This is a genomic window from Pseudomonas sp. BN102 (assembly GCF_029871245.1).
Taxonomy (GTDB): Bacteria; Pseudomonadota; Gammaproteobacteria; order Pseudomonadales; family Pseudomonadaceae; genus Metapseudomonas.
Genome location: NZ_SSON01000075.1, coordinates 149,176 through 173,763, shown reverse-complemented (window position 1 = coordinate 173,763; position 24,588 = coordinate 149,176). Strand labels below are relative to the sequence as shown.

The following is a 24,588-nucleotide window of genomic DNA, read 5'->3' as shown; positions in this document are numbered from 1 at the left end:
TTCAACGAGGCTTTTCAAAAGGCTTTTCGAAGGTGATCTTCGGGCTCTTCCAGGAGCCCTGGACGTTGTATTGCACGCTGGCGAACCGCGCCACCTTGTCGCCCAACAGCTTGTCGACGACGAACAGCGCGCCGCCGATGGCCGGCGCGCCGACGATCAGCGCCGCCAGCGGCAGGTTATTGGTCACCGGCAGGGTCACCAGCAACTTGGCGTCGATGCGGTCGGCGGCCAGGTCCAGGGTGCCATCGAGCTCCAGGCCGCTGGAGGGACCTTCGAGCTTGATCGGTTCGCGGGTCACGAAACGGCCCTCGCTGCCCACCAGCAGGCCCTTGACCCGGTCGTAGGCCAGCCCCTTGTCGAGCAGGTCGGAGAAGTCCAGGCGTATTCGCCGGCCGATGGAGTTGAAATTGAGCAGGCCGAACACTCGCAAGGCCTGGGCGCCGCCCTCCAGCTCGACGAACTGGCCCTTGTGCAGGCTGGCGTCCAGTGAGCCGGAGTAGCGCTTGAGGCTGACCCAGGCCGGCGACCCCGGCCAGCGCCCATCGACGTCCATACGGAAGCGCTCGCTGGTGGCCGAAGGAGCGAAGTTCCAGGCCTTGAGCACATCCGCCAGGTTCTTGCCTTCCAGCCGGCCCTTGTACCAGGAGCTGCTGCTCTCCGCGGTTCCTTCCCATCCGGCCGAGCCGCTGACCTTCAGCCCCTTGAGGTCGAGGTCCAGCTCGTTGAAGGCCACGCCCTTGGCATTGGGTCGCGCCTTGAACGACCAGGCGCCCAGCGGCGCATCGCCCAGCACCACCTGGTCGATGCGCACATCCAGCGCCGGTACCTGGCGCGGGTCGACCGCGGCCAGCGGGTCGGGCTTGGCGTCGGCCTCAGCCTCGTTTTCCGGTGGTTTGGGCAGTCGAATCTGCTTCATGTGGATGGCGATGGGCACATCCCTGGCGTCCGCCATCACCACGCTGCCCTGGAGCAAGGCGCTATCCAGGCCGAGATTCCAACCGCCGGACGAACGCTCCAGGCTGGCCTTGAGGTTCTCCAGGCTCAACCCATAACCCTTGAAGCGCCCGATTTCCAGGTTGGCGCTGCTCAGCAGACGGGCCTTCTCGACACCCTCCTTGGGCAGGTACTGCCTGGCCAGTTCCATCCAGGGTGCGGTATCCAGTTCTTCGACTCGACCTCGCACGCGCAGGCCCTTTGCGCCCGGCAGGCTGGCCGCACCGCCCCCCAGCACCAGATCGCCACGCGCCTCATCCAGCTTGCCCACGGGGGCCGCCAGGGCCAGGCTGGCCAGCTTGTCATAGACCAGCCAGTAACGCCGTTCTTCGCCATCCAGGGTCATGCGCCAGCTGGTGTCGCGGGATTCGTCGGCCGTCTTGCCGTAAGGCGCCGGCAGGTCGACGGCCAGGCCCTTGAGGTTGGAATCGATGCTCAGTTGGCTGTCCTTGCCATCCAGGCTCAGGTTCAGGCTGTAGGGCAGAGCACCCGAGGCCGGCAATGGCTGGGTGACCCCGAGCCATGCGGTAAGGTCCTTCAGGGTGATGCTGCCGTTGGCCAGGATCCGCGAGCGGGCCTTGCCATCGCGGCCCTCGGCCTGGGCCCTGGCCCGCACTTCGCGGCCGAAGACCTGGCCGCGGATGTCCTGGGAGCTGAGGCCGCTGGCGGTGTCGTAGCGGAAGGCACCCTTGAGCCGGGTCAAGGCCAGCTCCGGACGGGCGATCTTCAGCTGGGCGTCGGCCGTGCGCAGGTCCACCACCACATGGGGCGGGTGGCCTTTCTCCAGGGGAACGTTCAGCTTCAGGCTGCCGTCCAGCGGACCCTGGCCCTGCCAGCCGGCGAAGATGGGGCCGGTGCCTATCGGTGCTTCCTGGAGGATCTTCAGCCCATCCCGGAAGCTGCTGGCCAGCTTGGCGTCCAGCAGCAGGTGCGGCACCTGGCCGGGCTCCACATGGGGCACCTCGGCCTCGGCATCGCTCACCCGGGTGTCGAGGATCCGCCCGGCCGGCACCTTGACTCGCACGCCGGTATCCTCGATGAACACATCGCCACGGGCCTCGCGCAGCTCGGGCCAACCCGGCTGGAAGGCCAGCCTGGCGTCATGCACCTTGAAGAACAGGCTGAGGGAACGTGCCTCCGGGTCGGCTCCCTTGGCCAGGGAGCCCTGGTACTGGAAGTAGCCCTCATCCACCGCGCCACCCTTGATCGCTTCCTTCAGCCACTTGGCCAGGGCCGGATTGAGCCCGGGCGAGCGGGTCGGCAGGTACTTCTCGGTGTAGCGGGCGTCGCCGTCGCTCAGGCCGACGCGCAGGTCCATGTAGTCCTCGGCCTCGGGAGCCCGCATCAGGCGGATCAGCATGTCGCCGGCGATGTTACCTTCCTCCCCCACCAGGCGCATGTAGGGGCTGGCCAGGGTGAAGGCGGCGTCATCCAGGCTCCAGGTCAGCCGCGCGCGGGCTTCGCGGTAGTGCCAGGGCTTCGGAAAGAGCTGATCCAGGTGCAGGACAAAGTCATTGGCGTCCAGGCGCAATTCGCCCTGCTGTAGATCGCCGGTCAGGCTGCCGCTGGCATTCTCCACGGCGGGCGCACCGCGGTAGGCATTGAACCCCACGCCGGCCAGGTTGCTGCTGAACTGCAGTCGCTTGGCACCTTCCTGTTGCGGCCGGTAATTCAGGCTCAGGTTGCGCAGGGCGCCACGGGGCCTGAGCCCGGCGACCAGTTCCGCGGCCTGTTCGGGCAGGGGCACCAGGGCGTCCACGAGCGGCAGCAGCGGCGCCACGTCCAGGCGGTCGGCGCCAAGCCGCCACTCCTGCTGCTCGCCAGCCTTGTAGTCGAGGCGGATGTGGGCCTCGCCCCAGCGCTCCTTGCCGATGTTCGCCGCCAGGGAGTCCAGCAGGACCTGGAAACCTTCTTCGGTGCGGGTGAAGTAGGCATTCAGGCCAAGGTTGCCCAGGGTTACCGGTTTGCGCTCGGCATAGGCGCCGCTGGCCTCGGGCACGTGCAGCCGGGCCACCGCCCGTTGCAGGCCGCCCTTGGCCCATTCCAGCCAGGCTTCGCCGCCGGCCTGCAGGCGTTGCAGGCGCCAGTCGCGGGTCAGGTTGGCCGGTACCCAGCGTGCCCAGTCACTTTGCGGCAGGCTGAGGTAGAGATCGGCCTCGCTTTGCAGCCAGGCGTCCGCGTCCATCCGGGCACGCAGTAGCAGGGCCAGGGGTTGGCCGTCGGGCAGGCTCAGGCGGCCGTCGAGGCGCTGGCGGCTGGGGCCGGCCTGCAGACTGAGGCTGACCTGGGTGAAGCTGGCAGGCGCCTGCCCATGGGGTTCGAGGGTGAGTTGGCTGTTGAGGACCGAGACCAGGCCGATCCGCCGCAGCAGGTCGCGCACCTGTCTGGGGCCGGGCAGTGGTTTGTCCGGACTGGCCGCGAAGCCTTCCAGGTGCCACTTGCCGGCCTCATCCTGGCGCAGGCTGATCTGGACGCCGTCCAGCTCCAAGCGGTCGATGCGCGGCTGGTTCGCCAGCAGGCTGCCGAACACGTCGGGCAACACGCGGACCTGGTCCAGGCGCAGGGCGCCGGCACCCTCCCCCAGCAGTACGTCATGGGCAATCAGCAGTGGCGCCAGGCCATTCCAGCGGCCTTCGAGGCTGCCAATCTTCAAGGGCTGCCCCAGCGCGGCGGAGGCCCTGGCCTCAGCCTCGGCGCGATACTCGGCCACCAGCGGCACCAACTCGCGTCCCAGGCTGACGTAGAGCGCCGCCAGCACCAGGCACAGGGCGCAGAGCGCCAGCAGCCAGCGCAGGGCGCGCATCAACCCACGAGCCAAGGCTTCCACTCAGCTCAGCGCCTCAGAGCAGGACCACATCGTACTGTTCCTGGGAGTACATGGTTTCTACCTGGAACTTGATGGGGCGACCGATGAACGCCTCCAGATCGGCGACGTTCCCCGACTCTTCATCCAGAAGGCGATCCACCACCTTCTGATTGGCCAGCACCAGGTAGCCTTCGGCCTGGTAGGCGCGGGCCTCGCGCAGGATCTCGCGGAAGATCTCGTAGCAGATGGTCTCCGCGGTCTTCAGCAGGCCACGCCCCTGGCAGCACGAACAGGGTTCGCAGAGCACCTGGATCAGGCTTTCGCGGGTGCGCTTGCGGGTCATCTGCACCAGGCCGAGTTCGGTGATGCCGATGATGTTGGTCTTGGCGTGATCGCGCTCCAGCTGCTTTTCCAGGGTCCGCAGCACCTGGCGCTGGTGCTCTTCATCTTCCATGTCGATGAAGTCGATGATGATGATCCCGCCCAGGTTGCGCAGGCGCAGCTGGCGAGCGATGGCGGTCGCGGCCTCGAGGTTGGTCTTGAAGATGGTCTCTTCGAGGGTCCGGTGGCCGACGAAGGCGCCGGTGTTGACGTCGATGGTCGTCATCGCCTCGGTGGGGTCGATGATCAAGTAGCCGCCGGATTTGAGCAGGACCTTGCGCTCCAGGGCCTTCTGGATTTCGTCCTCGACGCCGTAGAGGTCGAAGATCGGCCGCTCGCCGGGATAGTGTTCCAGGCGGTCGGAGATTTCCGGCATCAGTTCGTCGACGAACTGGGTGACCTTCTGGAAGGTTTCGCGGGAGTCGATGCGAATCTTCTCGATACGCGGATTGACCAGGTCGCGCAGGGTGCGCAGGGCCAGGCTGAGGTCTTCGTAGATGACCGACGGCGCGGGGGCGGTCTGCATCTGGGCGGAAATCTGCTCCCACAGGCGGCGCAGGTAGCGGATATCCGCCAGTATCTCGTCGGCGCGGGCGCCATCGGCGGCGGTACGCAGGATGAAACCGCCGGCCTCCTCGATGCCCTCGGCGGCAATGCAGTCGGCCACCACCTGCTTGAGGCGCTCGCGCTCGGCTTCGTCCTCGATCTTCAGGGAAATGCCCACATGGCTGGTGCGCGGCATGTACACCAGGTAGCGCGAGGGAATCGACAGCTGGGTGGTCAGGCGCGCGCCCTTGCTGCCGATGGGGTCCTTGGTGACCTGCACTACCAGGCTCTGGCCCTCGTGCACCAGGGCACTGATGCTTTCCACCGCACTGCCTTCGCGGGTACTGATTTCCGAGGCGTGGATGAACGCCGCGCGGTCCAGGCCGATGTCGACGAAGGCCGCCTGCATTCCCGGCAGCACCCGCACCACCTTGCCCTTGTAGATGTTGCCGACTATGCCGCGGCGCTGCGTGCGCTCGACATGCACCTCTTGCAGCACACCGTTCTCGACTACCGCCACGCGCGATTCCATCGGCGTGATATTGATCAGAATCTCTTCGCTCATGCCGTTGACCTATCCCAGGTGCTGCCAACAAGGAATGCCGAACCCGGCGAGCATCTCCGCCGTTTCCAGCAGCGGCAATCCCACTACCGCTGAATAACTGCCCTGCACGTGACTGACGAATACCGCACCCAGCCCCTGGATAGCGTAGCTGCCCGCCTTGTCGGCAGGCTCGCCGCTGGCCCAGTAGGCTTCACGTTCGGCAGGGGGAATGGCGCGGAAGCGCACCCGGCTGCTGACCACCCGTGCCTCGCAGCGCGAAGCATCGGCCAGGGCGACGGCGGTGAGCACCTCATGCTCGCGGCCGGAAAGCAGTGCCAATGTAGCCAGGGCCTCCGCACGGCCGGCCGGCTTGCCGAGGATGTGGCCATCCAGCACCACGGCGGTATCGGCGCCCAGCACGCAAGCGCCGTCCGACTGCTCCAGGCTGGCGAGGCCGGCCAGGGCCTTCTCCCGGGCCAGGCGTTCGACATAGGCGGACGCAGCCTCGCCGGGCAATGCGGCTTCATCGATGGAGGCGATCAGGGTGACATGGGGGACGCCGATCTGCGCCAGCAATTCGCGCCGGCGCGGCGACCCCGAAGCCAGGTACAGCGTGGCCATGCGGACTTCTCCCTGTCGAAGACAGAGGCTTGCGACATGGCCGCAAGCCGATCAATTGACGTTGAGGCGGCGACTCGTACCGCGCAGGGCGGCGTATACCCAAGGCCAGAGCAGCGCGCTGACCAGTGCGGGCAGCAGGAAGACCAGGGTCGGGGGACGATTACCGGTAAGGGCATTGAGCCACAGCTGCACCAGCTGGGCCAGGCCGAAAACCACGAGCAACACGAGGCACTGCTGCCACATGGGGAACATGCGCAGACGCTGGTGCAGGGTCAGCACCAGGAAGGTGATCAAGGCGAGGATCAGGGCGTTCTGCCCGAGCAGCGTGCCGTAGAGGACATCCTCCGCGAGGCCCAGCAACCAGGCGGTGGTCATGCCGACGCGGTGCGGCAGGGCGAGGGCCCAGTATGTGAGGAACAGCGCCAGCCAGAGCGGCCGGCCTATCTCCATGAAGCTGGGCAACGGCCCGACGCTGAGTACCAGGGCCAGGATCAGGCTGAACCAGATGACCCAGCCATTGTTGGAACGCTGGCCGACCATTACTGGCCCTCCTGGGTGTTCTGCGCCGCCGGCGGCTTGGCAGGGGCGGCCGCGGCGGGCGCCGCAGACGGGGTGGCCGGGATAGTCGGAGCGGTCGGGGCGGCGGCGGGCGTTGCCGGCACATTCGGTGCGACGGGTGCCGCCTGGGCAGCGGGGACCGGCGCACTGCCATCGGCCGGGCGCACCGCGGCCTCGCGGTCAGCGGCCTCCTGGGCCTTGGCCGCGTCGTTGGCGCGTTCTTCAGGGCTGCGGGTATCGGTGAAGACCAGGAGCATGTAGCGGCTGCGGTTCAACGCGGCGGTGGGCACGGCACGCACGATGGCGAAGGGCTGGCCGGAGTCGTGGATGACTTCCTTGACCGTCGCCACCGGGTAACCGGCCGGGAAGCGCTGGCCCATCCCGGAGCTGACCAGGAGGTCGCCTTCCTTGATATCGGCGGTATCGGCCACGTGGCGCAATTCCAGGCGCTCCGGGTTGCCGGTACCGCTGGCGATGGCGCGCAGGCCGTTGCGGTTCACCTGCACCGGGATGCTGTGAGTGGTATCGGTCAGCAGCAGCACGCGGGCGGTGTAGGGCATCACCTCGACCACCTGCCCCATCAGGCCGCGAGCGTCGAGCACCGGCTGGCCGAGGAACACGCCGTCCTTCTCGCCCTTGTCGATCAGGATGCGGTGGGTGAAGGGATTGGGATCGACGCCGATCAACTCGCCCACCAGGACCTTCTCGTCCACCAGGGCGGAGGAGTTGAGCAACTCGCGCAGGCGCACGTTCTGCTCGGTCAGGGTCGCCAACTTCTGCAGGCGACGCTGCATCAGCAGGGCCTCGGCCTTGAGCTTCTCGTTCTCGGCGACCAAGGTGCTGCGGCTGGTGAACTGGTCGCTGACGCCGTCCCAGGCGCGAACCGGCAGGTCAGCCAGCCAGTAGAAAGGCGTGAGGACCAGGCCCATCTGGCTGCGCATGGGCTTGAGGGTGTCGAAGCGGGCGTCGACCACCATCAGCGCAGCCGAGAGCACGGCGAACACCAGCATGCGCACGCCGAGCGAAGGTCCCTTGGTGAATAGCGGCTTGATGGCCCGCTCCTATGGCACTGAAGCTCCCCAACCTTACTCGGTGGAGAGCAGATCCATCGCGTGACGGTCCATCATCTCCAGTGCACGGCCGCCGCCACGGGCGACGCAGGTCAGCGGATCTTCGGCGACTATCACCGGCAGGCCGGTTTCCTGGGCCAGCAGCTTGTCCAGGTCGCGCAGCAGCGCGCCACCACCGGTCAGCACGAGGCCGCGCTCGGCGATGTCGGACGCCAGTTCCGGCGGCGACTGTTCCAGGGCACTCTTGACGGCCTGGACGATGGTCGAAAGCGACTCCTGCAGGGCTTCGAGCACTTCGTTGGAGTTCAGGGTGAAGCTGCGCGGCACGCCTTCGGCCAGGTTACGGCCGCGAACGTCGATCTCACGGACTTCGCCGCCCGGGAAGGCATTGCCGATTTCCTGCTTGATCCGCTCGGCGGTGGATTCGCCGATCAGGCTGCCGTAGTTGCGGCGCACGTAGGTGACGATGGATTCGTCGAAGCGGTCGCCGCCAACGCGGACGGATTCGGCGTAGACGACACCGTTCAGGGAGATCAGGGCGATTTCGGTGGTGCCGCCGCCGATGTCCACGACCATGGAGCCGCGAGCCTCTTCCACCGGCAGACCGGCGCCGATAGCGGCGGCCATGGGTTCTTCGATCAGGAATACTTCACGGGCGCCGGCACCCAGGGCGGATTCACGAATCGCGCGACGCTCCACCTGGGTGGACTTGCAGGGCACGCAGATCAGGACGCGCGGACTCGGCTGCAGGAAGCTGTTCTCGTGAACCTTGTTGATGAAGTACTGGAGCATCTTCTCGCAGACGCTGAAGTCGGCGATCACACCGTCCTTCATCGGACGGATGGCGGAAATGTTGCCAGGAGTACGCCCGAGCATGCGCTTGGCATCGGTGCCTACGGCTACCACGCTTTTCTGGTTGCCATGGTTACGAATGGCGACCACGGAGGGTTCGTTGAGGACGATACCGCGCTCGCGCACGTAAATAAGGGTATTGGCAGTGCCCAGGTCGATCGACAGATCACTGGAAAACATGCCACGCAGTTTCTTGAACATGGGAGAGGGACCCTAGGCAACGCGTGGGTAAAAAAGTGCGGCAAACTCTAACAATGACGGGGATTTTGGGCAAGGCGCCGATATGTTAAATTGCCTGTTTTTCCGGGCCACCAAGGCCCATCATCGCGGCCTTTGACCGCCCGTTCGCAGCACCGTTCCCCGCTCGATTCCCGCACGGTCGACTGCCCACGCAGGCCGCTTCTAGTTGGAGACACCCGATGGCGCTTGAACGCTCCGACGTGGAAAAAATCGCCCATCTCGCCCGACTGGGCCTGAACGAGGCCGATATCCCGCGTACCACCGATACCCTCAATAACATCCTCGGCCTGATCGACGCGATGCAGGCCGTGGACACCGACGGCATCGAGCCCATGGCCCACCCCCTGGACGCCACCCAGCGCCTGCGCGCCGACAGCGTCACCGAGGAAAATCGCCGCGACGCCTACCAGGCCATCGCCCCGGCCGTCGAGAACGGCCTTTACCTCGTGCCCAAAGTCATCGAATAAGGAAAGGGTTCCCCATGCATCAACTGACCCTCGCCGAGATCGCCCGCGGCCTCGCCGCCAAGGAATTCTCCGCCGAAGAGCTGACCCGCACCCTGCTGGCGCGTATCCATCAGCTCGATCCGCAATTGAACAGCTTTATCAGCATCACCGACGAACCGGCCATCGAACAGTCCCGGGCAGCCGACGCACGGCGCGCCGCCGGTGAGCAGGGCGCCCTGCTCGGCGCCCCCATTGCGCACAAGGACCTGTTCTGCACCGAGGGCGTGCTGACCAGCTGCGCCTCGAAGATCCTCAGCGGCTTCAAGGCGCCCTACGACGCCACGGTGGTTGCGCGCCTCAAGGCCGCTGGCGCCGTCAGCCTCGGCAAGCTGAACATGGACGAGTTCGCCATGGGCTCCTCCAACGAATCCAGCCACTATGGCGCGGTGAAGAATCCCTGGAACCTCGAACGCGTCCCCGGCGGTTCCTCCGGCGGTTCGGCCGCGGCCGTGGCCGCACGCCTGGTGCCCGCCGCCACCGGCACCGACACCGGCGGCTCGATCCGCCAGCCGGCCGCCTTCACCAACCTCACCGGCATCAAGCCCACCTACGGCCGGGTTTCCCGCTGGGGCATGATCGCCTACGCCTCCAGCCTCGACCAGGGCGGCCCGCTGGCCCGCACGGCCGAGGACTGCGCGCTGATGCTAGGCGCCATCGCCGGGTTCGACCCGAAGGACTCCACCAGCGTCGACCAGCCGGTGGATGATTACCTGGCCGCCCTGAACCAGCCCCTGGCCGGCCTGCGCATCGGCCTGCCGAAGGAGTATTTCGGCGCCGGCCTCGACAGCCGCATCGCCAACGCGGTACTGGCCGTGGTCGAGGAGCTGAAGAAGCTCGGCGCCACCGTCAAGGAAGTCTCGCTGCCGAACATGCAGCACGCCATTCCGGCCTACTACGTGATCGCCCCGGCGGAAGCCTCCTCCAACCTGTCGCGATTCGACGGCGTGCGCTTCGGCTATCGCTGCGAGAACCCCTCGAGCCTGGAAGACCTCTACAAGCGCTCCCGCGCTGAAGGCTTCGGCGATGAGGTGAAGCGCCGCATCATGGTCGGCACCTACGCCCTGTCCGCCGGCTATTACGACGCCTATTACCTGAAGGCGCAGAAGATCCGCCGCCTGATCAAGAACGACTTCATCAGCGCCTTCGCCGAAGTCGACGTGATCCTCGGCCCGACCACGCCCAACCCGGCCTGGAAGCTCGGCGAGAAGAACAACGACCCGGTCGCCCAGTACCTGGAAGACATCTACACCATCACCGCCAACCTGGCGGGTCTGCCGGGCCTCTCCATGCCCGCCGGTTTCGTCGACGGCCTGCCGGTCGGCGTCCAGCTGCTGGCCCCATACTTCCAGGAAGGCCGCCTGCTCAACGTCGCTCACCAGTACCAGCAGGCGACCGACTGGCACAAACAAGCTCCGGCTGGATTCTGAGGAACACGCATATGCAATGGGAAACAGTCATCGGGCTGGAAATCCACGCACAGCTCAGCACCCAATCGAAGATCTTCTCCGGCAGCGCCACCACCTTCGGCGCCGAGCCCAACACTCAGGCCAACCTGGTTGACCTCGGCATGCCCGGCACCCTGCCGGTGCTGAACGCGGAAGCAGTGCGCATGGCCTGCAAATTCGGCCTGGCCATCGACGCCCAGATCGCCGGGAAGAACGTCTTCGCCCGCAAGAACTACTTCTATCCGGACCTGCCCAAGGGTTACCAGACCAGCCAGATGGATCACCCCATCGTCGGCAAGGGTTTCCTCGACATCACCCTGGAAGACGGCACCGTCAAGCGCATCGGCATCACCCGCGCGCACCTGGAAGAGGACGCCGGCAAGAGCCTGCACGAAGACTTCCACGGCATGAGCGGCATCGACCTGAACCGAGCCGGCACCCCGCTGCTGGAAATCGTTTCCGAGCCGGACATCCGCAGCGCCAAGGAAGCAGTGGCCTACGTCAAGGCGATCCACGCCCTGGTGCGCTACCTCGGCATCTGCGACGGCAACATGGCCGAAGGCTCGCTGCGTTGCGATTGCAACGTCTCCGTGCGCCCGAAAGGCCAGGAAGCCTTCGGCACCCGCGCCGAGATCAAGAACGTCAACTCCTTCCGCTTCATCGAGAAGGCCATCAACCACGAAGTGCAGCGGCAGATCGAACTGATCGAGGATGGCGGCAAGGTGGTGCAGGAAACCCGCCTGTACGACCCGAACAAGGACGAGACCCGCTCCATGCGGAGCAAGGAAGAGGCCAACGACTACCGTTACTTCCCCTGCCCCGACCTGCTGCCGGTGGTGATCGAGCACAGCTTCCTCGACGAAATCCGCGCCAGCCTGCCGGAGCTGCCGACCCAGAAGCGCGAGCGCTTCCAGAGCGAGTTCGGCCTCTCTGCCTACGACGCCAGCGTCCTCTCCGCCAGCCGCGAGATGGCCGACTACTTCGAAGCCGTGAACCAGGTCTGCGGCGACGCCAAGCTGGCCGCCAACTGGGTGATGGTCGAACTCTCCAGCCTGCTCAACAAGGAAGGCCTGGAGATCGAGCAGTCGCCGGTTTCCGCCGAGCAGCTGGGCGGCATGATCCTGCGCATCAAGGACAACACCATCTCCGGCAAGATCGCCAAGATGGTCTTCGAGGCCATGGCCGCCGGTGAAGGCTCGGCCGACCAGATCATCGAGCAGAAGGGGCTCAAGCAGGTCACCGATACCGGCGCCATCGACGCCATGCTCGACGAAGTGCTGGCCGCCAATGCCGCCCAGGTCGAACAGTACCGCGCCAGCGACGAGGCCAAGCGCGGCAAGATGTTCGGCTTCTTCGTCGGCCAGGCGATGAAGGCCTCCAAGGGCAAGGCCAACCCCGGTCAAGTGAACGAACTGCTGAAGAAAAAGCTCGAAGGGTAATACTGCCCGGCAGATCCCGCCTGGCGCCTTGTGGGGGCGAATTCATTCGCCAAGGAACGCACCGCGTTCCCCGCAGGCACCAGGCGGACAGCCTTTCGGCCTGCTTGGCGAATGAATTCGCCCCTACACAGGTAATGCCATGCAGCGCCTGCTTTTCCTCCTCGCCTTCACCAGTCTGCTGGTCGGCTGCTCCTATTCCCCCTTCGAGCGTGATCGTGAGACACCATCGGGCGACTATCGCGCCGAAGGCAAGGCCTCCTATTACGGCGCCCGGCACCACGGCAAACGCACCGCCAGCGGTGAGCGTTTCAACCAGAACTCACTGACCGCCGCCCACCGCACCCTGCCTTTCGGCACCCGGGTGCGCGTCACCAATCTCAGGAACGACCGCACGGTGGTGGTCCGCATCAACGACCGCGGCCCCTATTCACGCGGGCGCATCATCGACGTTTCCCGCAAAGCCGCCGAGGCCCTGGGCATGCTTCGCAGCGGCGTGGTGCCGGTGCGGGTAGAAAGTCTCGACTGACAGGAGAATCACAATGAGCGAAGAACGCAAACCCGGCCTGCAGGTACGCCGGGAAGTCATGGGCGACGCCTTCGTGGACCGCGCCATGGGCAACGCCACCGAGTTCACCCAGCCGCTGCAGGACTTCGTCAACGAACATGCCTGGGGTGGCGTCTGGAACCGCGAAGGCCTGTCGCGCAAGACCCGCAGCCTGATCACCCTGGCCGCGCTGACCGCCCTCAAGTGCCCGCAGGAGCTGAAAGGCCATGTGCGCGGCGCGCTGAACAATGGCTGCACGGTCGAAGAAATCCGCGAAGCCCTGCTGCATTGCGCCGTCTATGCCGGGGTTCCCGCCGCCATCGACGCTTTCCGCGCCGCCCAGGAAGTCATAGACGACTACCAAAAGGCCTGAACCGACTTCACCGAGCCGCCATGTAGGGGGACCACGCTTCATCGATCCACCAGGACGCTCGACCCAAGCCCCGAGGGTGGACATGAAAAGCGATGTCCACCCTACGAAAGCGCCGCACCCTACCTGCGCTCCACGTGGCGCCTCAGATCACACCGGCCCACTGCAACAAGAACAGCCCGACGTTGGTGGTCACCACCGCGGCCAGAGTGGTCATCACGATGATCGCCGCCGCCAGCTCGTGGTTGCCGTTCACCGCGCGGGCCATCACGAAGCTCGCCGCGGCGGTAGGGCTGCCGAAATAGAGGAAGAGGATCGCCAGCTCGGCGTTGCGGAAGCCGCAGAGCCAGGCGCCGAAAGTGGCCAGGATCGGCAGCCAGACCATCTTCATCAGGCTGGCGCTGATGGCCATCCGGCTGCTCGCGCGCAGCGACGCCAGGGACAGGGTCCCGCCGATGCAGATCAGCGCCAGCGGCAGGGTCATCTGGGCGAAGTACTCGCCCGAGGTGATCAGCCAGGCCGGCAACGGCAATTGCCAGTAGGCCACCGGGATCGCCGCCAGCACGCCGATGATCAGCGGGTTGCTGAAGATGCTCCTGGCCAGGCTCAGCGGGTCGCTCTTGGCGTCCGGGCTGTAGATGGCGAGGACGATGGACGACAGGGTGTTGTAGCTGAGTATCACCACCCCGCCGAGTATGCCGCCCACTGACAGGCCGTAGTCGCCGTACATGCTGGTGGCCAGGGCCAGGCCGATGATGCCGTTGTTGCCGCGGAAGGCGCCCTGGGTATAGATGCCGCGATCCGCCTGCGGACAGCGCAGGACCGCCCAGCCCCAACCGATCAGGAAGCACACCAGGGTCGCCGCGACGAAGTAGCCGATCAACGCCGGCTGCAACGCGGTGCGCAGGTCCGCCTGGACGATACCGAGGAACAGCAGGGTCGGCATGGTGCCCTTGAACACCAGGGAAGACGCCGTGTTGATGAAAGCCGCGTCGATCCAGCCGAGGCGCTTGAGCCCCACACCCAGGAACAGCATGGAGAACACCGGGGCGGTGATGCTGAGGGTCTGCTGGACGACGGCGAGCATTGGCGAACCTTGGCACGGAAGATAGTTAGGCGGCTAAGGATACCAAGGGCGGAGGGGAAAAGCCTTTCGCGGGGCTTTCAGACGGCAGGCACACCCTGTGGGGCGAATTCATTCGCCAAGAAAGCCGAAGGACTGCCCCACTGGCTTGCAGGGGGACACTGCGTGTCCCTTGGCGAATGAATTCGCCCCTACAAGAACGAGACAGGCCGAAGCAGGCTTAGCGCTTCACAGGCCGTTTCTGCAGCTTGCGCTGCAATGTCCGCCGGTGCATGCCCAGGGCGCGGGCGGTGGCGGAGATATTGCCGTCGTGCTCGGCCAGCACCCGCTGGATGTGTTCCCACTGCAGTCGGTCCACCGACATGGGGTTTTCCGGCACCAGGCTGTCCAGATCGGCGTGCTCGGAAAGCAGCGCAGTGAGTACGTCGTCGGCGTCGGCCGGCTTGCACAGGTAGTTGGCGGCGCCGCGCTTGATGGCTTCCACCGCCGTGGCGATGCTCGAATAGCCGGTGAGGATCACCACGCGCATCTCCGGGTCCAGCTCCAGCAGCTTGGGCAGCAGCACCAGACCCGAGTCGCCGTCCATCTTCAGGTCGAGCACGGCGTAGTCGGGCAGGTCTTCCTTGGCCAGCAGCAGGCCTTCCTCAGCGGAGCCGGCGACCGACACCCGCAATCCGCGACGGCCCATGGCCCGCGCCATGACGCGGGTGAAGGTGGCATCGTCGTCCACCAGCAGCAGGTGGGGCTGTTCTTCGCCTTCGATCAGGGGTTCGTCAGTCATTTCGTTTCCTCGTCGTCAAGGCACTCAGGCGACGCCGTAGGCGCGCGGCAGGCGCAGCTCGGTCAGGGTGCCGCCTTCTTCATGGTTATAGAGTTTAACCGTACCGCCGGCACGGGTGACGCTGGCCTGGCTCAGGAACAGGCCCAGGCCGAAACCCTTGCCCTTGGTGGTGAAGAAGGGCCGGCCCAGTTGCTCGGCGATGGCCAGGGGCACGCCGGCGCCGTGGTCGCGGATGCTCAGGACTATCCACTGGTGATCCCAGTTGAGGCGGATGTCGAGCTTTTCCGGGCAGGCATCGGCGGCGTTGTTGAGCAGGTTCAGCAGAGCCTGGGTCAGGTCCGCCGGGGGTTTCAGCCGGGGGGCCGTACCAAGGCCCAGGCATTGGTAGCGGTAGGTGGCTTCGGGGCGCATCAGGTGCCAGCGGTTGAGAGCAACCTCCAGCCATTCCATCACTGTCTGTTCCACCACCGCCTGGCGGCGGTCCGCCTCGGCAGCGCGCACCAGGTGTTGCAGGGTGTCCTTGCAGAGCATCACCTGCTCCTGCAGCAGGGCCAGGTCATCCTGCAGCGCCGGCCTGTCGCCATACTCCTGGCGCAGCTCCTTCAACAGCACGCTCATGGTCGCGAGCGGCGTGCCCAGCTCGTGGGCGGCGCCGGCGGCCTGGGTCGCCACCGCCAGCAGTTGCTGGTCGCGCATGCTTTCCTCGCGGCGCACAGCTTGCAGCTGGTCCTGCCGACGCAGCTCCTCGGCCATCCGCGCGACGAAGAAGGTGATCAGCGCCGCCGCCAGGGCGAAGCTCAGCCACATGCCGTAGACCAGCAGCGACTCGCGCTGTCCGGCGGGCATCTCCAGCGGGTGGAAGAGCACCAGCAGCAGGGTGTAGGCCGCCAGCGCAAGGCCGGCCAGGGTAACGGTGTAGAGCCAGGGGAGGGTCGCTGCGGCAATGGTCAGCGGCACCAGGTAATAGGAGACGAAGGGGTTGGTAGAGCCCCCCGAGAAATACAGCAGCACGCTGTGGATGATCAGGTCGAAGCCCAGCTGCACCGAATATTCCAGCTCGGTCACCGGCCAGGGGCCGCGCAGGCGCAGCGCCGTGCCCAGGCAGAGCACCAGCGACACGCCGAGGGTCAGGCTCAGGGCCAACCAGGGCAGCTGCAGCAGTTGGGACTTGTAGGCGAGACCGACCGAGCCGGCCTGGGCAGCGAGGACGAGGATGCGGATCAGGGTCAGCCGCAGGAGGTTCTGGCGGCTGGCGGACAACAGCTGTACGGGTTCGAGCATGGGCACTCCCAAAGTTGGCCGGAGTATAACCAAGGCACGCCCCGGCCCGCCGCTGTGCGGCAACTCGCCGCAGTAGTCATCTACCCAATGCGGGTACGGCATTCCTGTAGGGGCGAATTCATTCGCCAAGGGCGGCGCAGCTGCCCCCTTCGACCTCGTGGGGCAGACCTGCGGTCTGCTTGGCGAATGAATTCGCCCCTACCACGTCATCAGAAAGCCAGCATGCCTGGAACATCCGTCCCTGCTTCTGGTCAACTGCGCCGGTTAACCCGAATGGCCGGTTACCCTCGTCCAATACGGAGAATCACCGCGCAACCCGCGCGAACCCAGTCCCACAAGGAGTCGTCATGCCCAAGTTCACCCGCCTCGCCGCCGCCCTCGCCCTTTGCGCCGCCAGCCTCGGCAGCCTCTCGGCCCAGGCCGGCGACGAGGTCCACTACAACCAGGTGGCGGTGCGCGCCGAAGTCAGCCAGGAAGTGGCCCATGACCTGATGCACGTGATCCTGTACAGCGAGTCGCAGAACACCGACCCGGCCAAGCTGGCCGACGAAATCACCCGCACCCTCAACGCCGCCGTCGAGAAAGCACGCAAGTCCAAGGGCGTCACCGTCAGCTTGGGGAGCCGCAACAGCTACCCGGTGTACGACGATAAGGGCCAGAAGATCACCGCCTGGCGCGAACGCGCGGAACTGCGCCTGGAAAGCGCCGATTTCGCCACCCTGTCCCAGCTCAGCGCCGACCTGCTGGGTAAACTGAAGATGGCTGGGATGAACTTCAGCATCGCCGAGAAGACTCGCAAGACCCACGAGGACGAATTGATCAAGCAGGCCGTGGACGCCTTCAAGGCCCGCGCCCAGCTCGCTACCGCCGCCCTCGGCGGCAAGGCCTACAAGCTGGTCAATCTGAGCCTGAACAGCGGCGGTTTCCAGCCACCGCAGCCGATCATGATGCGCGCCATGGCCGCCAAGGGTTATGCCGAAGGCGCCGCCGCCCCGGAGATCGAGGCCGGCACCAGCCGCGTCAACGTCAGCGCCGACGGCACCATCGAAGTGCAAATGCCCTGATGCGGCACTGGGTGCCGCCCGCTCGGCGCGGCGCCCTTCTCCTTTCTGCGGCCTGAATTTGCAGAATTGCGACAAGCCCTTACAGCTTTATTCCGCCGGCTACACTCTTTCCCGTCCAGCTATTGCGTCGGGCATATGCCCTGCATAGCTTCACGCAAGGTCCCCAAAAGGGACCCCTCACGATGACAAACAGAACAAAACATGAGGTCAACATGCGTAAAAACGCCGTCATCCAGGCTCTAGTCGCTGCTGGGCTGATCGCCAGCGCACCTTTCGCCAGCGCTGCAAGCAATCTGGTCTTCTGCTCCGAAGGCAGCCCCGCCGGCTTCGACCCGGGCCAATACACCACCGGCACCGATTTCGACGCTTCCGCGGAAACCGTCTTCAACCGCCTGACCCAGTTCGAACGCGGCGGCACCGCCGTGATCCCGGGCCTGGCCGAGAAGTGGGACGTATCCGCAGATGGCCTGACCTACACCTTCCACCTGCGCAAGGGCGTGAAGTTCCACACCACCGAGTACTTCAAGCCGACCCGAGAATTCAACGCCGATGACGTGCTCTTCACCTTCCAGCGCATGCTCAGCAAGGATCACCCGTTCCGTAAGGTCTACCCGACCGAATTCCCCTACTTCACCGACATGGGCATGGACGCGAACATCTCCAAGGTGGAGAAGGTCGATGACCAGACCGTCAAGTTCACCCTGGCCAGCGTCGACGCCGCTTTCATCCAGAACCTGGCGATGAGCTTCGCATCGATCCAGTCCGCCGAATATGCAGACCAGCTGCTGAAACAAGGCAAGGCCGCGGACATCAACCAGAAGCCGATCGGCACCGGCCCCTTCGTGTTCAAGCGTTACCAGAAGGACGCGCAGATTCGTTTCACCGGCAACAAGGACTACTGGGTTCCGGGTGACGTGAAGATCGACAACCTGATCTTCTCCATCAGCACCGATGCTTCGGTGCGCATGCAGAAGCTCAAGGCCAATGAATGCCAGATCACCCTCTTCCCGCGCCCGGCCGACCTGGAATCGCTGACAAAAGACCCGAACCTGAAAATGCCATCGCAGCCGGGCTTCAACGATGGCTATATCGCCTACAACGTCCTGCACAAGCCGCTGGACAAGCTGGAAGTGCGCCAGGCGCTGGACATGGCGGTGAACAAGCAAGCCATCATCGACGCGGTCTACCAGAGCGCCGGCCAACTGGCCGTGAACGGCATGCCGCCGACCCAGTGGTCCTATGACGAGACCATCAAGGATGCCGGCTACAACCCGGAAAAAGCCAAGGAGCTGCTGAAGGCCGCAGGCGTCAAGGAAGGCACCGAGATCACCCTCTGGGCCATGCCGGTGCAGCGCCCCTACAACCCCAACGCGAAGTTGATGGCGGAGATGCTGCAGTCCGACTGGGCCAAGGTGGGTATCAAGGCGAAGATCGTCACCTACGAATGGGGCGAATACCTCAAGCGCGCCAAGGGCGGCGAGCACGACACCATGCTGATCGGCTGGAGCGGCGACAACGGTGACCCGGACAACTGGCTGGGCACCCTCTACGGCTGCGACGCGGTAGACGGCAACAACTTCTCCAAGTGGTGCGACGCCAGCTACGACAAACTGATCAAGGAAGCCAAACGCACCACCGATCAGGCCAAACGCACCGAGCTGTACAAGCAGGCGCAGCACATTCTCAAGGACAATGTGCCGATCACCCCGATCGCCCACTCCACCGTGTACCAACCGATGCGCAAGAACGTGCAGGACTTCAAGATCAGCCCGTTCGGCCTCAACTCCTTCTACGGTGTGAGCATCGGCAAGTAAGCCGGCAAACGGGGCCTTCGGGCCCCGTTTTCTTTTTCATGAAGGAAGCCCGATGCGTCGTTGCCTGCTGTCCCTCGCCCTCTGCCTTCCCCTCCACGCCGCAGCCAGCCAGTCCCTGGTGGTCTGCACCGAAGCCAGCCCCGAAGGCTTCGACATCGTCCAGTACACCGCCGCCACCACGGCCGATGCCTCATCTGAAACCGTCTTCGACCGCCTGGTACAGTTCGCCCCCGGCAGCACCCGCCTGCAACCGGGCCTGGCGGAAAGCTGGAGCATCAGCGACGACGGCCTGGTCTATGAACTGCAACTGCGCAAGGACGTGAAGTTCCACGCCACGCCCTGGTTCACGCCCAGCCGCGCGTTCAACGCCGACGATGTGCTCTGGAGCTTCCAGCGCCAGCTCGACCCGAACCACCCTTGGCACAAGCTCTCCCCGCGCGGCTTCCCCTATGCTGAATCCATGGCCCTGGGGCAATTGATCGAGCGCACCGAGAAGCTCGACGAGCACCGCGTGCGCTTCACCCTGAAGCACCCCGAGGCCCCCTTCCTCGCGGATCTCGCCATGGGGTTCGCCTCCATTTATTCCGCCGAGTACGCCGACCAGTTGCTCAAGGCCGGCAAGCCGGAACAGCTCAACCGCGAGCCGGTGGGCACCGGCCCCTTCGTCTTCGAGCGCTACCGCAAGGACGCGCAGATCCGCTTCCGCGCCAACCCGGACTACTGGCAAGGCAAACCGGCAATCGACAAGCTGCTGTTCGCCATAACCCCCGATCCCAACGTGCGCGTGCAGCAGCTCAAGGCCGGCGCCTGCCAGGTGGCGGTGTACCCGCGCCCCACCGACATCGCCGCCCTGCGCCAGGATCCGGCGCTGAATGTCCTCGAACTGGATTCCCTGCTCGTCGCCTACGTCGGCATCAACACCCGCCACCCACCGCTGGACGACGTGCGGGTGCGCCAGGCCATCAACCTCGCCGTCGACACCCGCGCCTACCTGCGCGCGCAGTATGGCGAAGGCAATGCCAGTATCGCCGTGGCGCCCTACCCGGCCACCCTGCTCGGCTTCAACGACAAGCTGAACCCGTGGCCCTTTGATCCGGAACAGGCCCGGCGGCTGCTGGCCGAGGCTGGCCACAAGGAGGGATTCAAGCTGTCCATCTGGACCCGCCCGGGCGGCGGTCCGACCAACCCCAACCCCGGCATTGGCGCGCAGATGCTCCAGGCGGACCTCGCGGCCATCGGCATCAAGGCGGAGATTCGCGTCTATGAATGGGGCGAGCTGATCAAGCGCGCCAAGAATGGCGAACACGACCTGGTGTTCATGGGCTGGGCCGGCGACAACGGCGACCCGGACAACTTCCTTACCCCCAACCTGTCCTGCGCCGCAGCGAAATCAGGGGAGAACCAGGCCGGCTGGTGCGACAAGGCGTTCGACGGGCTGATCCGCGAAGCCCGCAAGGTGACCGACCCGGCCCGCCGCGCTGAGCTCTACCGCCAGGCCCTGGCGATCTTCCACGAGCAGGCGCCCTGGATTCCCCTGGCCCACCCCAAGCAGTTCGCCGCCCTGCGCAAGGGGGTCGAGGGGTTCCAGCTGAGTCCGCTGGGGTCGAACAACTTCTCAAGGGTAAGGGTCCTTCCGTAGGTTGGGCAGAGCGAAGCGAAGCCCAACACCGAGCCAACCCAACCTCCCTCACCCGAACGCGGCCCGCCCCGGCCCCTCTCCCAAAGGGCGAGGGGTGACTCAGGCCGACCTCTCCGTGCCTTCCCTGTAGGGGCGAATTCATTCGCCAAGCGGGCCGAAGGTCCGCCCCTCAGACCAACCCGAATGGATCGTCGATGGAATGGCTCGGCCGGGTAAACCAGCGCGGGCCTTCGGCGGTCATGTAGAAATGATCCTCCAGGCGAATCCCGAACTCGCCCGGCACGCAGATCATCGGCTCGTTGGAGAAGCACATGCCCTCGGCCAGCGGCGTCTCGTCGCCACGCACCAGGTAGGGCCCTTCGTGGATGTCCAGGCCGATGCCATGGCCAGTGCGGTGCGGCAGGCCGGGCAGCTGATAGCCCGGCCCGAGGCCACCGGCCTCCAGGCAACGGCGGGCAGCGGCGTCGACCGAGCCGCAGGGCGCGCCGAGGCGAGCCGCGTCGAAAGCCGCCTGTTGCGCCGCCTTTTCCAGGCTCCAGAAGGCGCGCTGGCGTTCGCTCGGGGTTCCGAACACATAGCTGCGAGTGATATCCGACTGGTAGCCATGGAGCTGACAGCCGGTGTCGATCAGCACCATGTCGCCTTCCTTCAGCACCTGCGCATGCTTCACCCCATGGGGGAAGGCGCTGGCTTCGCCGAACAGCACGATGCAGAAGGTGGAACCCGGCGCGCCCACCTTGCGGTGCGCCTGGTGAATGAACTCGGCGACCTCGAGGGTGCTAATGCCTTCGCGCAGGATGCTGGCGGCCGCCTTGTGCACCTCCAGGGTCATGTCCTTGGCCTGCTGCATCAGCGCCAGCTCCGCGGTGGACTTGTGGAAGCGGCAGGGATCGATCACGCGGGCCGCATCGACGAATTCGTAGCCCGAACCGAGGCGGCGGATGCCGTCGAACATGAAGAAGGCCAGGGACGGGCACAGACCCACCACAGCGTCAGGGGCGATGCCCATGCCACCCAGCACTTCCAGCAGCAGGCGGTAGGGGCTCTCGTGTTCCTGCCAGGTGTGGATGCCCCCCTCCACCTCGCGGAAATCGCGGATGGTGCCCTCCTCGAAGGCCGGGGCGATGTAGGCCAGCGCGCCGTTTGCGGGCAGCACCGCGCCGACCATGCGCTCGCTGGGGCTCCACTTCACGCCGGTGAAGTAGCGCAGGTTGCTCCCGGCATCGAGGTAGAGGGCTGCCAGGCCCTGCTCACGCATCAGACCCTGGGCCTTGGCGATCCGCGCCTGGTATTCGCCCAGCCCGATTGGCTCCATGCCCGCGGTCATGTTGGTCAGGCCAGCGAGAGCCTGTTCCGGGGTCTTCCCACCCACACCCACTGTCATCTTGTTCTCCCGAGTGATGTTGCAGTCCGGAGAATTTAAGTACTACTTAAACAACCGTCAAAGCAATTTTTCAGTCCCACTTAATTTCAGTAATGCGACAAGCCTTTTCTATGAAGCGCCACTCGTTATACTGGCGCCCTTCAGAACAAGAGCCACGCCAATGACCGTAGATCGCATCGGGGAACGTCTGCGCCGCTATCGCCGCGCCGCCAACAAGACCCTGAGCCAAGTCGCCGCCGAATCGGGCCTCACGGCCAGCTTCCTGTCCCAGGCGGAGCGCAACCTCACCGGCGTGTCCATATCGTCCCTGGCGAACATCGCCAAATCCCTGGGAATTCCACTGAACAGCCTGTTCGACCAACCCGCCCAGCACCAGCCCGATTCCCACCAGGGCCAGCGCGTGCGCTACACCATCGGCGGCCAACCGCTGGCCTACGAGCGCCTGTCCAGCAACTTCCCCGGCAACCTGATCAACGCCGTGAAAATGAGCATGCCGGTGGGCTACCAGTCCGAGCTGATTTCCCACGAGGGCGCGGAGTTCGCCTATGTCCTCTCCGGACAGATCGTCTACACCATCGAAGGCCGCAACTACCCCCTGGGCCCCGGGGATTCGGTGCATTTCGATGCTGCGAAGCCGCATTTCCTCGCCAATGCCGGCGACGAAGTGGCCGAGGTGCTGACCGTCACCACCATGGGCCTGTTCGACGATCACCCCACGCCCTGACCGCCCGGTTCCCGTAAGTAAGCGCCACTGAATTTAAGTTGACCTTAATTTCAGCATCACTTAAGTTCGGCCTCGACCGGCAGGCGCGGGAGCATCCCTTCGCGCTAAGCGGCCATCGCCCGCCCGGGAACGCCGGCATCCGGCCCCAGGCTCGCGATTGACGGGCAGCCTGCGGCCCACGACGCCGCAGGGCCAGGTGTTACGGACACAACAGGCTTCGACCACCTGATACGCCGCCCTCAGAACAACAACAACGAGGTTCGCATGCGTCAGAAAACCCAGCTCAAGACTATGCTCGCCGCCGGCCTGATCCTCGGCTCCGGCCTCACCCACGCCGCCAGCAACCTGGTCTTCTGCTCCGAAGGTAGCCCCGCCGGCTTCGACCCGGGCCAGTACACCACCGGCACCGATTTCGACGCGACCTCGGAAACCGTCTTCAACCGCCTGGTGCAGTTCGAGCGCGGCAGCACCCGCGCCGTGCCGGCCCTGGCAACCAACTGGGACATCAGCGAGGACGGCAAGCGCTACGTCTTCCACCTGCGCCCAGACGTGAAGTTCCACACCACCGAGTACTTCAAGCCGAGCCGCACGCTCAACGCCGATGATGTGCTCTTCACCTTCCAGCGCATGCTCGACAAGAACCACCCCTTCCGTAAGGCCTACCCCACCGAATTCCCCTACTTCACCGACATGGGCCTGGACAAGAACATCGCCAAGGTGGAAAAGGTCGACGACCTGACGGTGGCCTTTACGCTGAACGAAGTGGACGCCGCCTTCATCCAGAACCTGGCGATGAACTTCGCGGCCATCCAGTCCGCCGAGTACGCCGACCAGCTGCTGAAGGCCGGCAAGGCTGCGGAAATCAACCAGAAGCCCATCGGCACCGGTCCCTTCGTGCTCAAGCGCTACCAGAAGGATGCGCAGATCCGCTTCACCGGCAACAAGGACTACTGGGTTCCGGGTGACGTGAAGATCGACAACCTGATCTTCGCCATCAACACCGACGCCTCCGTGCGCACCCAGAAGCTCAAGGCCGGCGAATGCCAGGTCACCCTCAACCCGCGCCCGGCGGATATCGAGGCCCTGAAGAAGGACCCGAACCTGCAGGTGCCGAGCGAGCCCGGCTTCAACCTCGGCTATATCGCCTACAACGTCACCCGCGCCCCCTTCGACAAGCTCGAAGTGCGCCAGGCGCTGGACATGGCGGTGAACAAGCAGGCCATCATCGACGCCGTCTACCAGGGCGCCGGCCAGCTCGCTGTGAACGGCATGCCGCCGACCCAGTGGTCCTATGACGAGACCATCAAGGACCGCGCCTTCGACCCGGAAAAGGCCAAGGCGCTGCTGAAGGCCGCCGGCGTCAAGGAAGGCACCGAGATCACCCTCTGGGCCATGCCGGTGCAGCGCCCGTACAACCCCAACGCCAAGCTGATGGCCGAGATGCTCCAGGCCGACTGGGCCAAGGTGGGCATCAAGGCGCGCATCGTCAGCTACGAGTGGGGCGAGTACATCAAGCGGGCCCACGCCGGCGAGCACGACGCCATGCTGATCGGCTGGACCGGCGACAACGGCGACCCGGACAACTGGCTGGGCACCCTCTACGGCTGCGACTCCGTGGACGGCAACAACTTCTCCAAATGGTGCGACGCCCGCTACGACAAACTGGTGAAGGCCGCCAAGGCCACCGCCGATGTCGAGCAGCGCACCGCGCTCTACAAGCAGGCCCAGCACGTCCTGCAACAGCAGGTGCCGATCACCCCGATCGCCCACTCCACGGTCTACCAGCCGATGCGCGCCAGCGTGAAGGATTTCCTGATCAGCCCGTTCGGCCGCAACAGCTTCTACGGCGTTTCCAACGAGCGCTGAGCAGAGGGGGCCGGGCAACCGGCCTCGTTGCATTCC

The 24,588-nt window shown here is 65.4% G+C and carries 20 protein-coding genes; 10 read left to right on the top strand and 10 right to left on the bottom strand.

What is annotated here, in order from left to right; genetic code table 11:
* Position 1: 1 nt before the first annotated feature.
* Genes E8F12_RS22030 through mreB form a run of 6 tightly spaced genes read right to left on the bottom strand, consistent with a single transcriptional unit; the run spans position 2 to position 8,572 of the window.
* Positions 2-3,796: a YhdP family protein gene (locus tag E8F12_RS22030; RefSeq protein ID WP_280327623.1), complete on the bottom strand. Its 3,795-nt coding sequence runs from the start codon at positions 3,794-3,796 to the stop codon at positions 2-4.
* Between the two features lie 37 nt (positions 3,797-3,833).
* On the bottom strand, positions 3,834-5,291 hold the full coding sequence (rng, locus tag E8F12_RS22025) for a ribonuclease G (protein WP_280327307.1): 1,458 nt from the start codon (positions 5,289-5,291) through the stop codon (positions 3,834-3,836).
* A 9-nt stretch (positions 5,292-5,300) separates the two neighbouring features.
* Positions 5,301-5,891 (bottom strand): Maf family protein, encoded by a 591-nt coding sequence (locus E8F12_RS22020; RefSeq protein ID WP_280327306.1) that lies wholly within the window; start codon positions 5,889-5,891, stop codon positions 5,301-5,303.
* A 51-nt stretch (positions 5,892-5,942) separates the two neighbouring features.
* Positions 5,943-6,431: a rod shape-determining protein MreD gene (mreD, locus tag E8F12_RS22015; protein ID WP_280327305.1), complete on the bottom strand. Its 489-nt coding sequence runs from the start codon at positions 6,429-6,431 to the stop codon at positions 5,943-5,945.
* Positions 6,431-7,501, bottom strand: coding sequence for a rod shape-determining protein MreC (gene mreC / locus E8F12_RS22010; RefSeq protein WP_280327622.1), 1,071 nt, complete (start codon positions 7,499-7,501; stop codon positions 6,431-6,433). Before mreC ends, mreD begins: the two co-directional genes overlap by 1 nt.
* A gap of 33 nt (positions 7,502-7,534) precedes the next feature.
* Complete coding sequence (mreB, locus tag E8F12_RS22005) at positions 7,535-8,572, bottom strand: rod shape-determining protein MreB (protein ID WP_280289767.1); 1,038 nt, start codon at positions 8,570-8,572, stop codon at positions 7,535-7,537.
* A 218-nt stretch (positions 8,573-8,790) separates the two neighbouring features.
* Between mreB and gatC the strand changes: the two genes are divergently transcribed.
* The 5 genes from gatC (at position 8,791) to E8F12_RS21980 (ending at position 12,918) form a co-directional block, all read left to right on the top strand.
* Positions 8,791-9,078: an Asp-tRNA(Asn)/Glu-tRNA(Gln) amidotransferase subunit GatC gene (gatC, locus tag E8F12_RS22000; RefSeq protein ID WP_280327304.1), complete on the top strand. Its 288-nt coding sequence runs from the start codon at positions 8,791-8,793 to the stop codon at positions 9,076-9,078.
* 14 nt (positions 9,079-9,092) lie between these two features.
* The gene (gene gatA, locus E8F12_RS21995; protein ID WP_280327303.1) at positions 9,093-10,544 is read left to right on the top strand and encodes an Asp-tRNA(Asn)/Glu-tRNA(Gln) amidotransferase subunit GatA; all 1,452 of its coding nucleotides are present in this window, start codon (positions 9,093-9,095) and stop codon (positions 10,542-10,544) included.
* 11 nt (positions 10,545-10,555) lie between these two features.
* Positions 10,556-12,001 (top strand): Asp-tRNA(Asn)/Glu-tRNA(Gln) amidotransferase subunit GatB, encoded by a 1,446-nt coding sequence (gene gatB / locus E8F12_RS21990; RefSeq protein ID WP_280327302.1) that lies wholly within the window; start codon positions 10,556-10,558, stop codon positions 11,999-12,001.
* Positions 12,002-12,140: 139 nt separating this feature from the next.
* Positions 12,141-12,527, top strand: coding sequence for a septal ring lytic transglycosylase RlpA family protein (locus E8F12_RS21985; protein WP_280327301.1), 387 nt, complete (start codon positions 12,141-12,143; stop codon positions 12,525-12,527).
* A gap of 13 nt (positions 12,528-12,540) precedes the next feature.
* Positions 12,541-12,918: a carboxymuconolactone decarboxylase family protein gene (locus E8F12_RS21980; RefSeq protein WP_280327300.1), complete on the top strand. Its 378-nt coding sequence runs from the start codon at positions 12,541-12,543 to the stop codon at positions 12,916-12,918.
* A 142-nt stretch (positions 12,919-13,060) separates the two neighbouring features.
* Here E8F12_RS21980 and E8F12_RS21975 read toward each other — a convergent pair whose 3' ends face one another.
* From E8F12_RS21975 to E8F12_RS21965, 3 genes are all read right to left on the bottom strand, one after another.
* Positions 13,061-14,002 carry an AEC family transporter gene (locus tag E8F12_RS21975; RefSeq protein ID WP_280327299.1) on the bottom strand — a complete coding sequence of 314 codons (942 nt, stop codon included), beginning with the start codon at positions 14,000-14,002 and terminating at the stop codon, positions 13,061-13,063.
* Between the two features lie 217 nt (positions 14,003-14,219).
* Entirely contained in the window at positions 14,220-14,780 is a 561-nt protein-coding gene (locus E8F12_RS21970) for a response regulator transcription factor (RefSeq protein ID WP_280327298.1), read from the bottom strand.
* Positions 14,781-14,804: 24 nt separating this feature from the next.
* On the bottom strand, positions 14,805-16,061 hold the full coding sequence (locus tag E8F12_RS21965; protein ID WP_280327297.1) for an ATP-binding protein: 1,257 nt from the start codon (positions 16,059-16,061) through the stop codon (positions 14,805-14,807).
* Between the two features lie 347 nt (positions 16,062-16,408).
* Here E8F12_RS21965 and E8F12_RS21960 point away from each other — a divergent pair, with 347 nt between their 5' ends.
* The 3 genes from E8F12_RS21960 to E8F12_RS21950 all read left to right on the top strand — a co-directional run bounded on the left by E8F12_RS21960 (position 16,409) and on the right by E8F12_RS21950 (position 20,578).
* A complete protein-coding gene (locus E8F12_RS21960) occupies positions 16,409-17,125 on the top strand; it encodes an SIMPL domain-containing protein (protein ID WP_280327296.1) in 717 nt (238 codons plus the stop codon).
* 212 nt (positions 17,126-17,337) lie between these two features.
* Positions 17,338-18,939: an ABC transporter substrate-binding protein gene (locus tag E8F12_RS21955; protein WP_280327295.1), complete on the top strand. Its 1,602-nt coding sequence runs from the start codon at positions 17,338-17,340 to the stop codon at positions 18,937-18,939.
* Positions 18,940-18,991: 52 nt separating this feature from the next.
* Entirely contained in the window at positions 18,992-20,578 is a 1,587-nt protein-coding gene (locus tag E8F12_RS21950) for an ABC transporter substrate-binding protein (RefSeq protein WP_280327293.1), read from the top strand.
* Positions 20,579-20,747: 169 nt separating this feature from the next.
* On the opposite strand, the gene E8F12_RS21945 is transcribed toward E8F12_RS21950, so the two are convergent.
* Positions 20,748-21,962, bottom strand: a complete 1,215-nt coding sequence (locus E8F12_RS21945; protein WP_280327292.1) for a Xaa-Pro peptidase family protein — start codon at positions 21,960-21,962, stop codon at positions 20,748-20,750.
* Positions 21,963-22,122: 160 nt separating this feature from the next.
* Here E8F12_RS21945 and E8F12_RS21940 point away from each other — a divergent pair, with 160 nt between their 5' ends.
* Together E8F12_RS21940 and E8F12_RS21935 are read left to right on the top strand one after the other, a co-directional pair.
* Positions 22,123-22,686: a cupin domain-containing protein gene (locus E8F12_RS21940; protein WP_280327291.1), complete on the top strand. Its 564-nt coding sequence runs from the start codon at positions 22,123-22,125 to the stop codon at positions 22,684-22,686.
* A gap of 264 nt (positions 22,687-22,950) precedes the next feature.
* A complete protein-coding gene (locus tag E8F12_RS21935; protein ID WP_280327290.1) occupies positions 22,951-24,552 on the top strand; it encodes an ABC transporter substrate-binding protein in 1,602 nt (533 codons plus the stop codon).
* Positions 24,553-24,588: the final 36 nt, after the last annotated feature.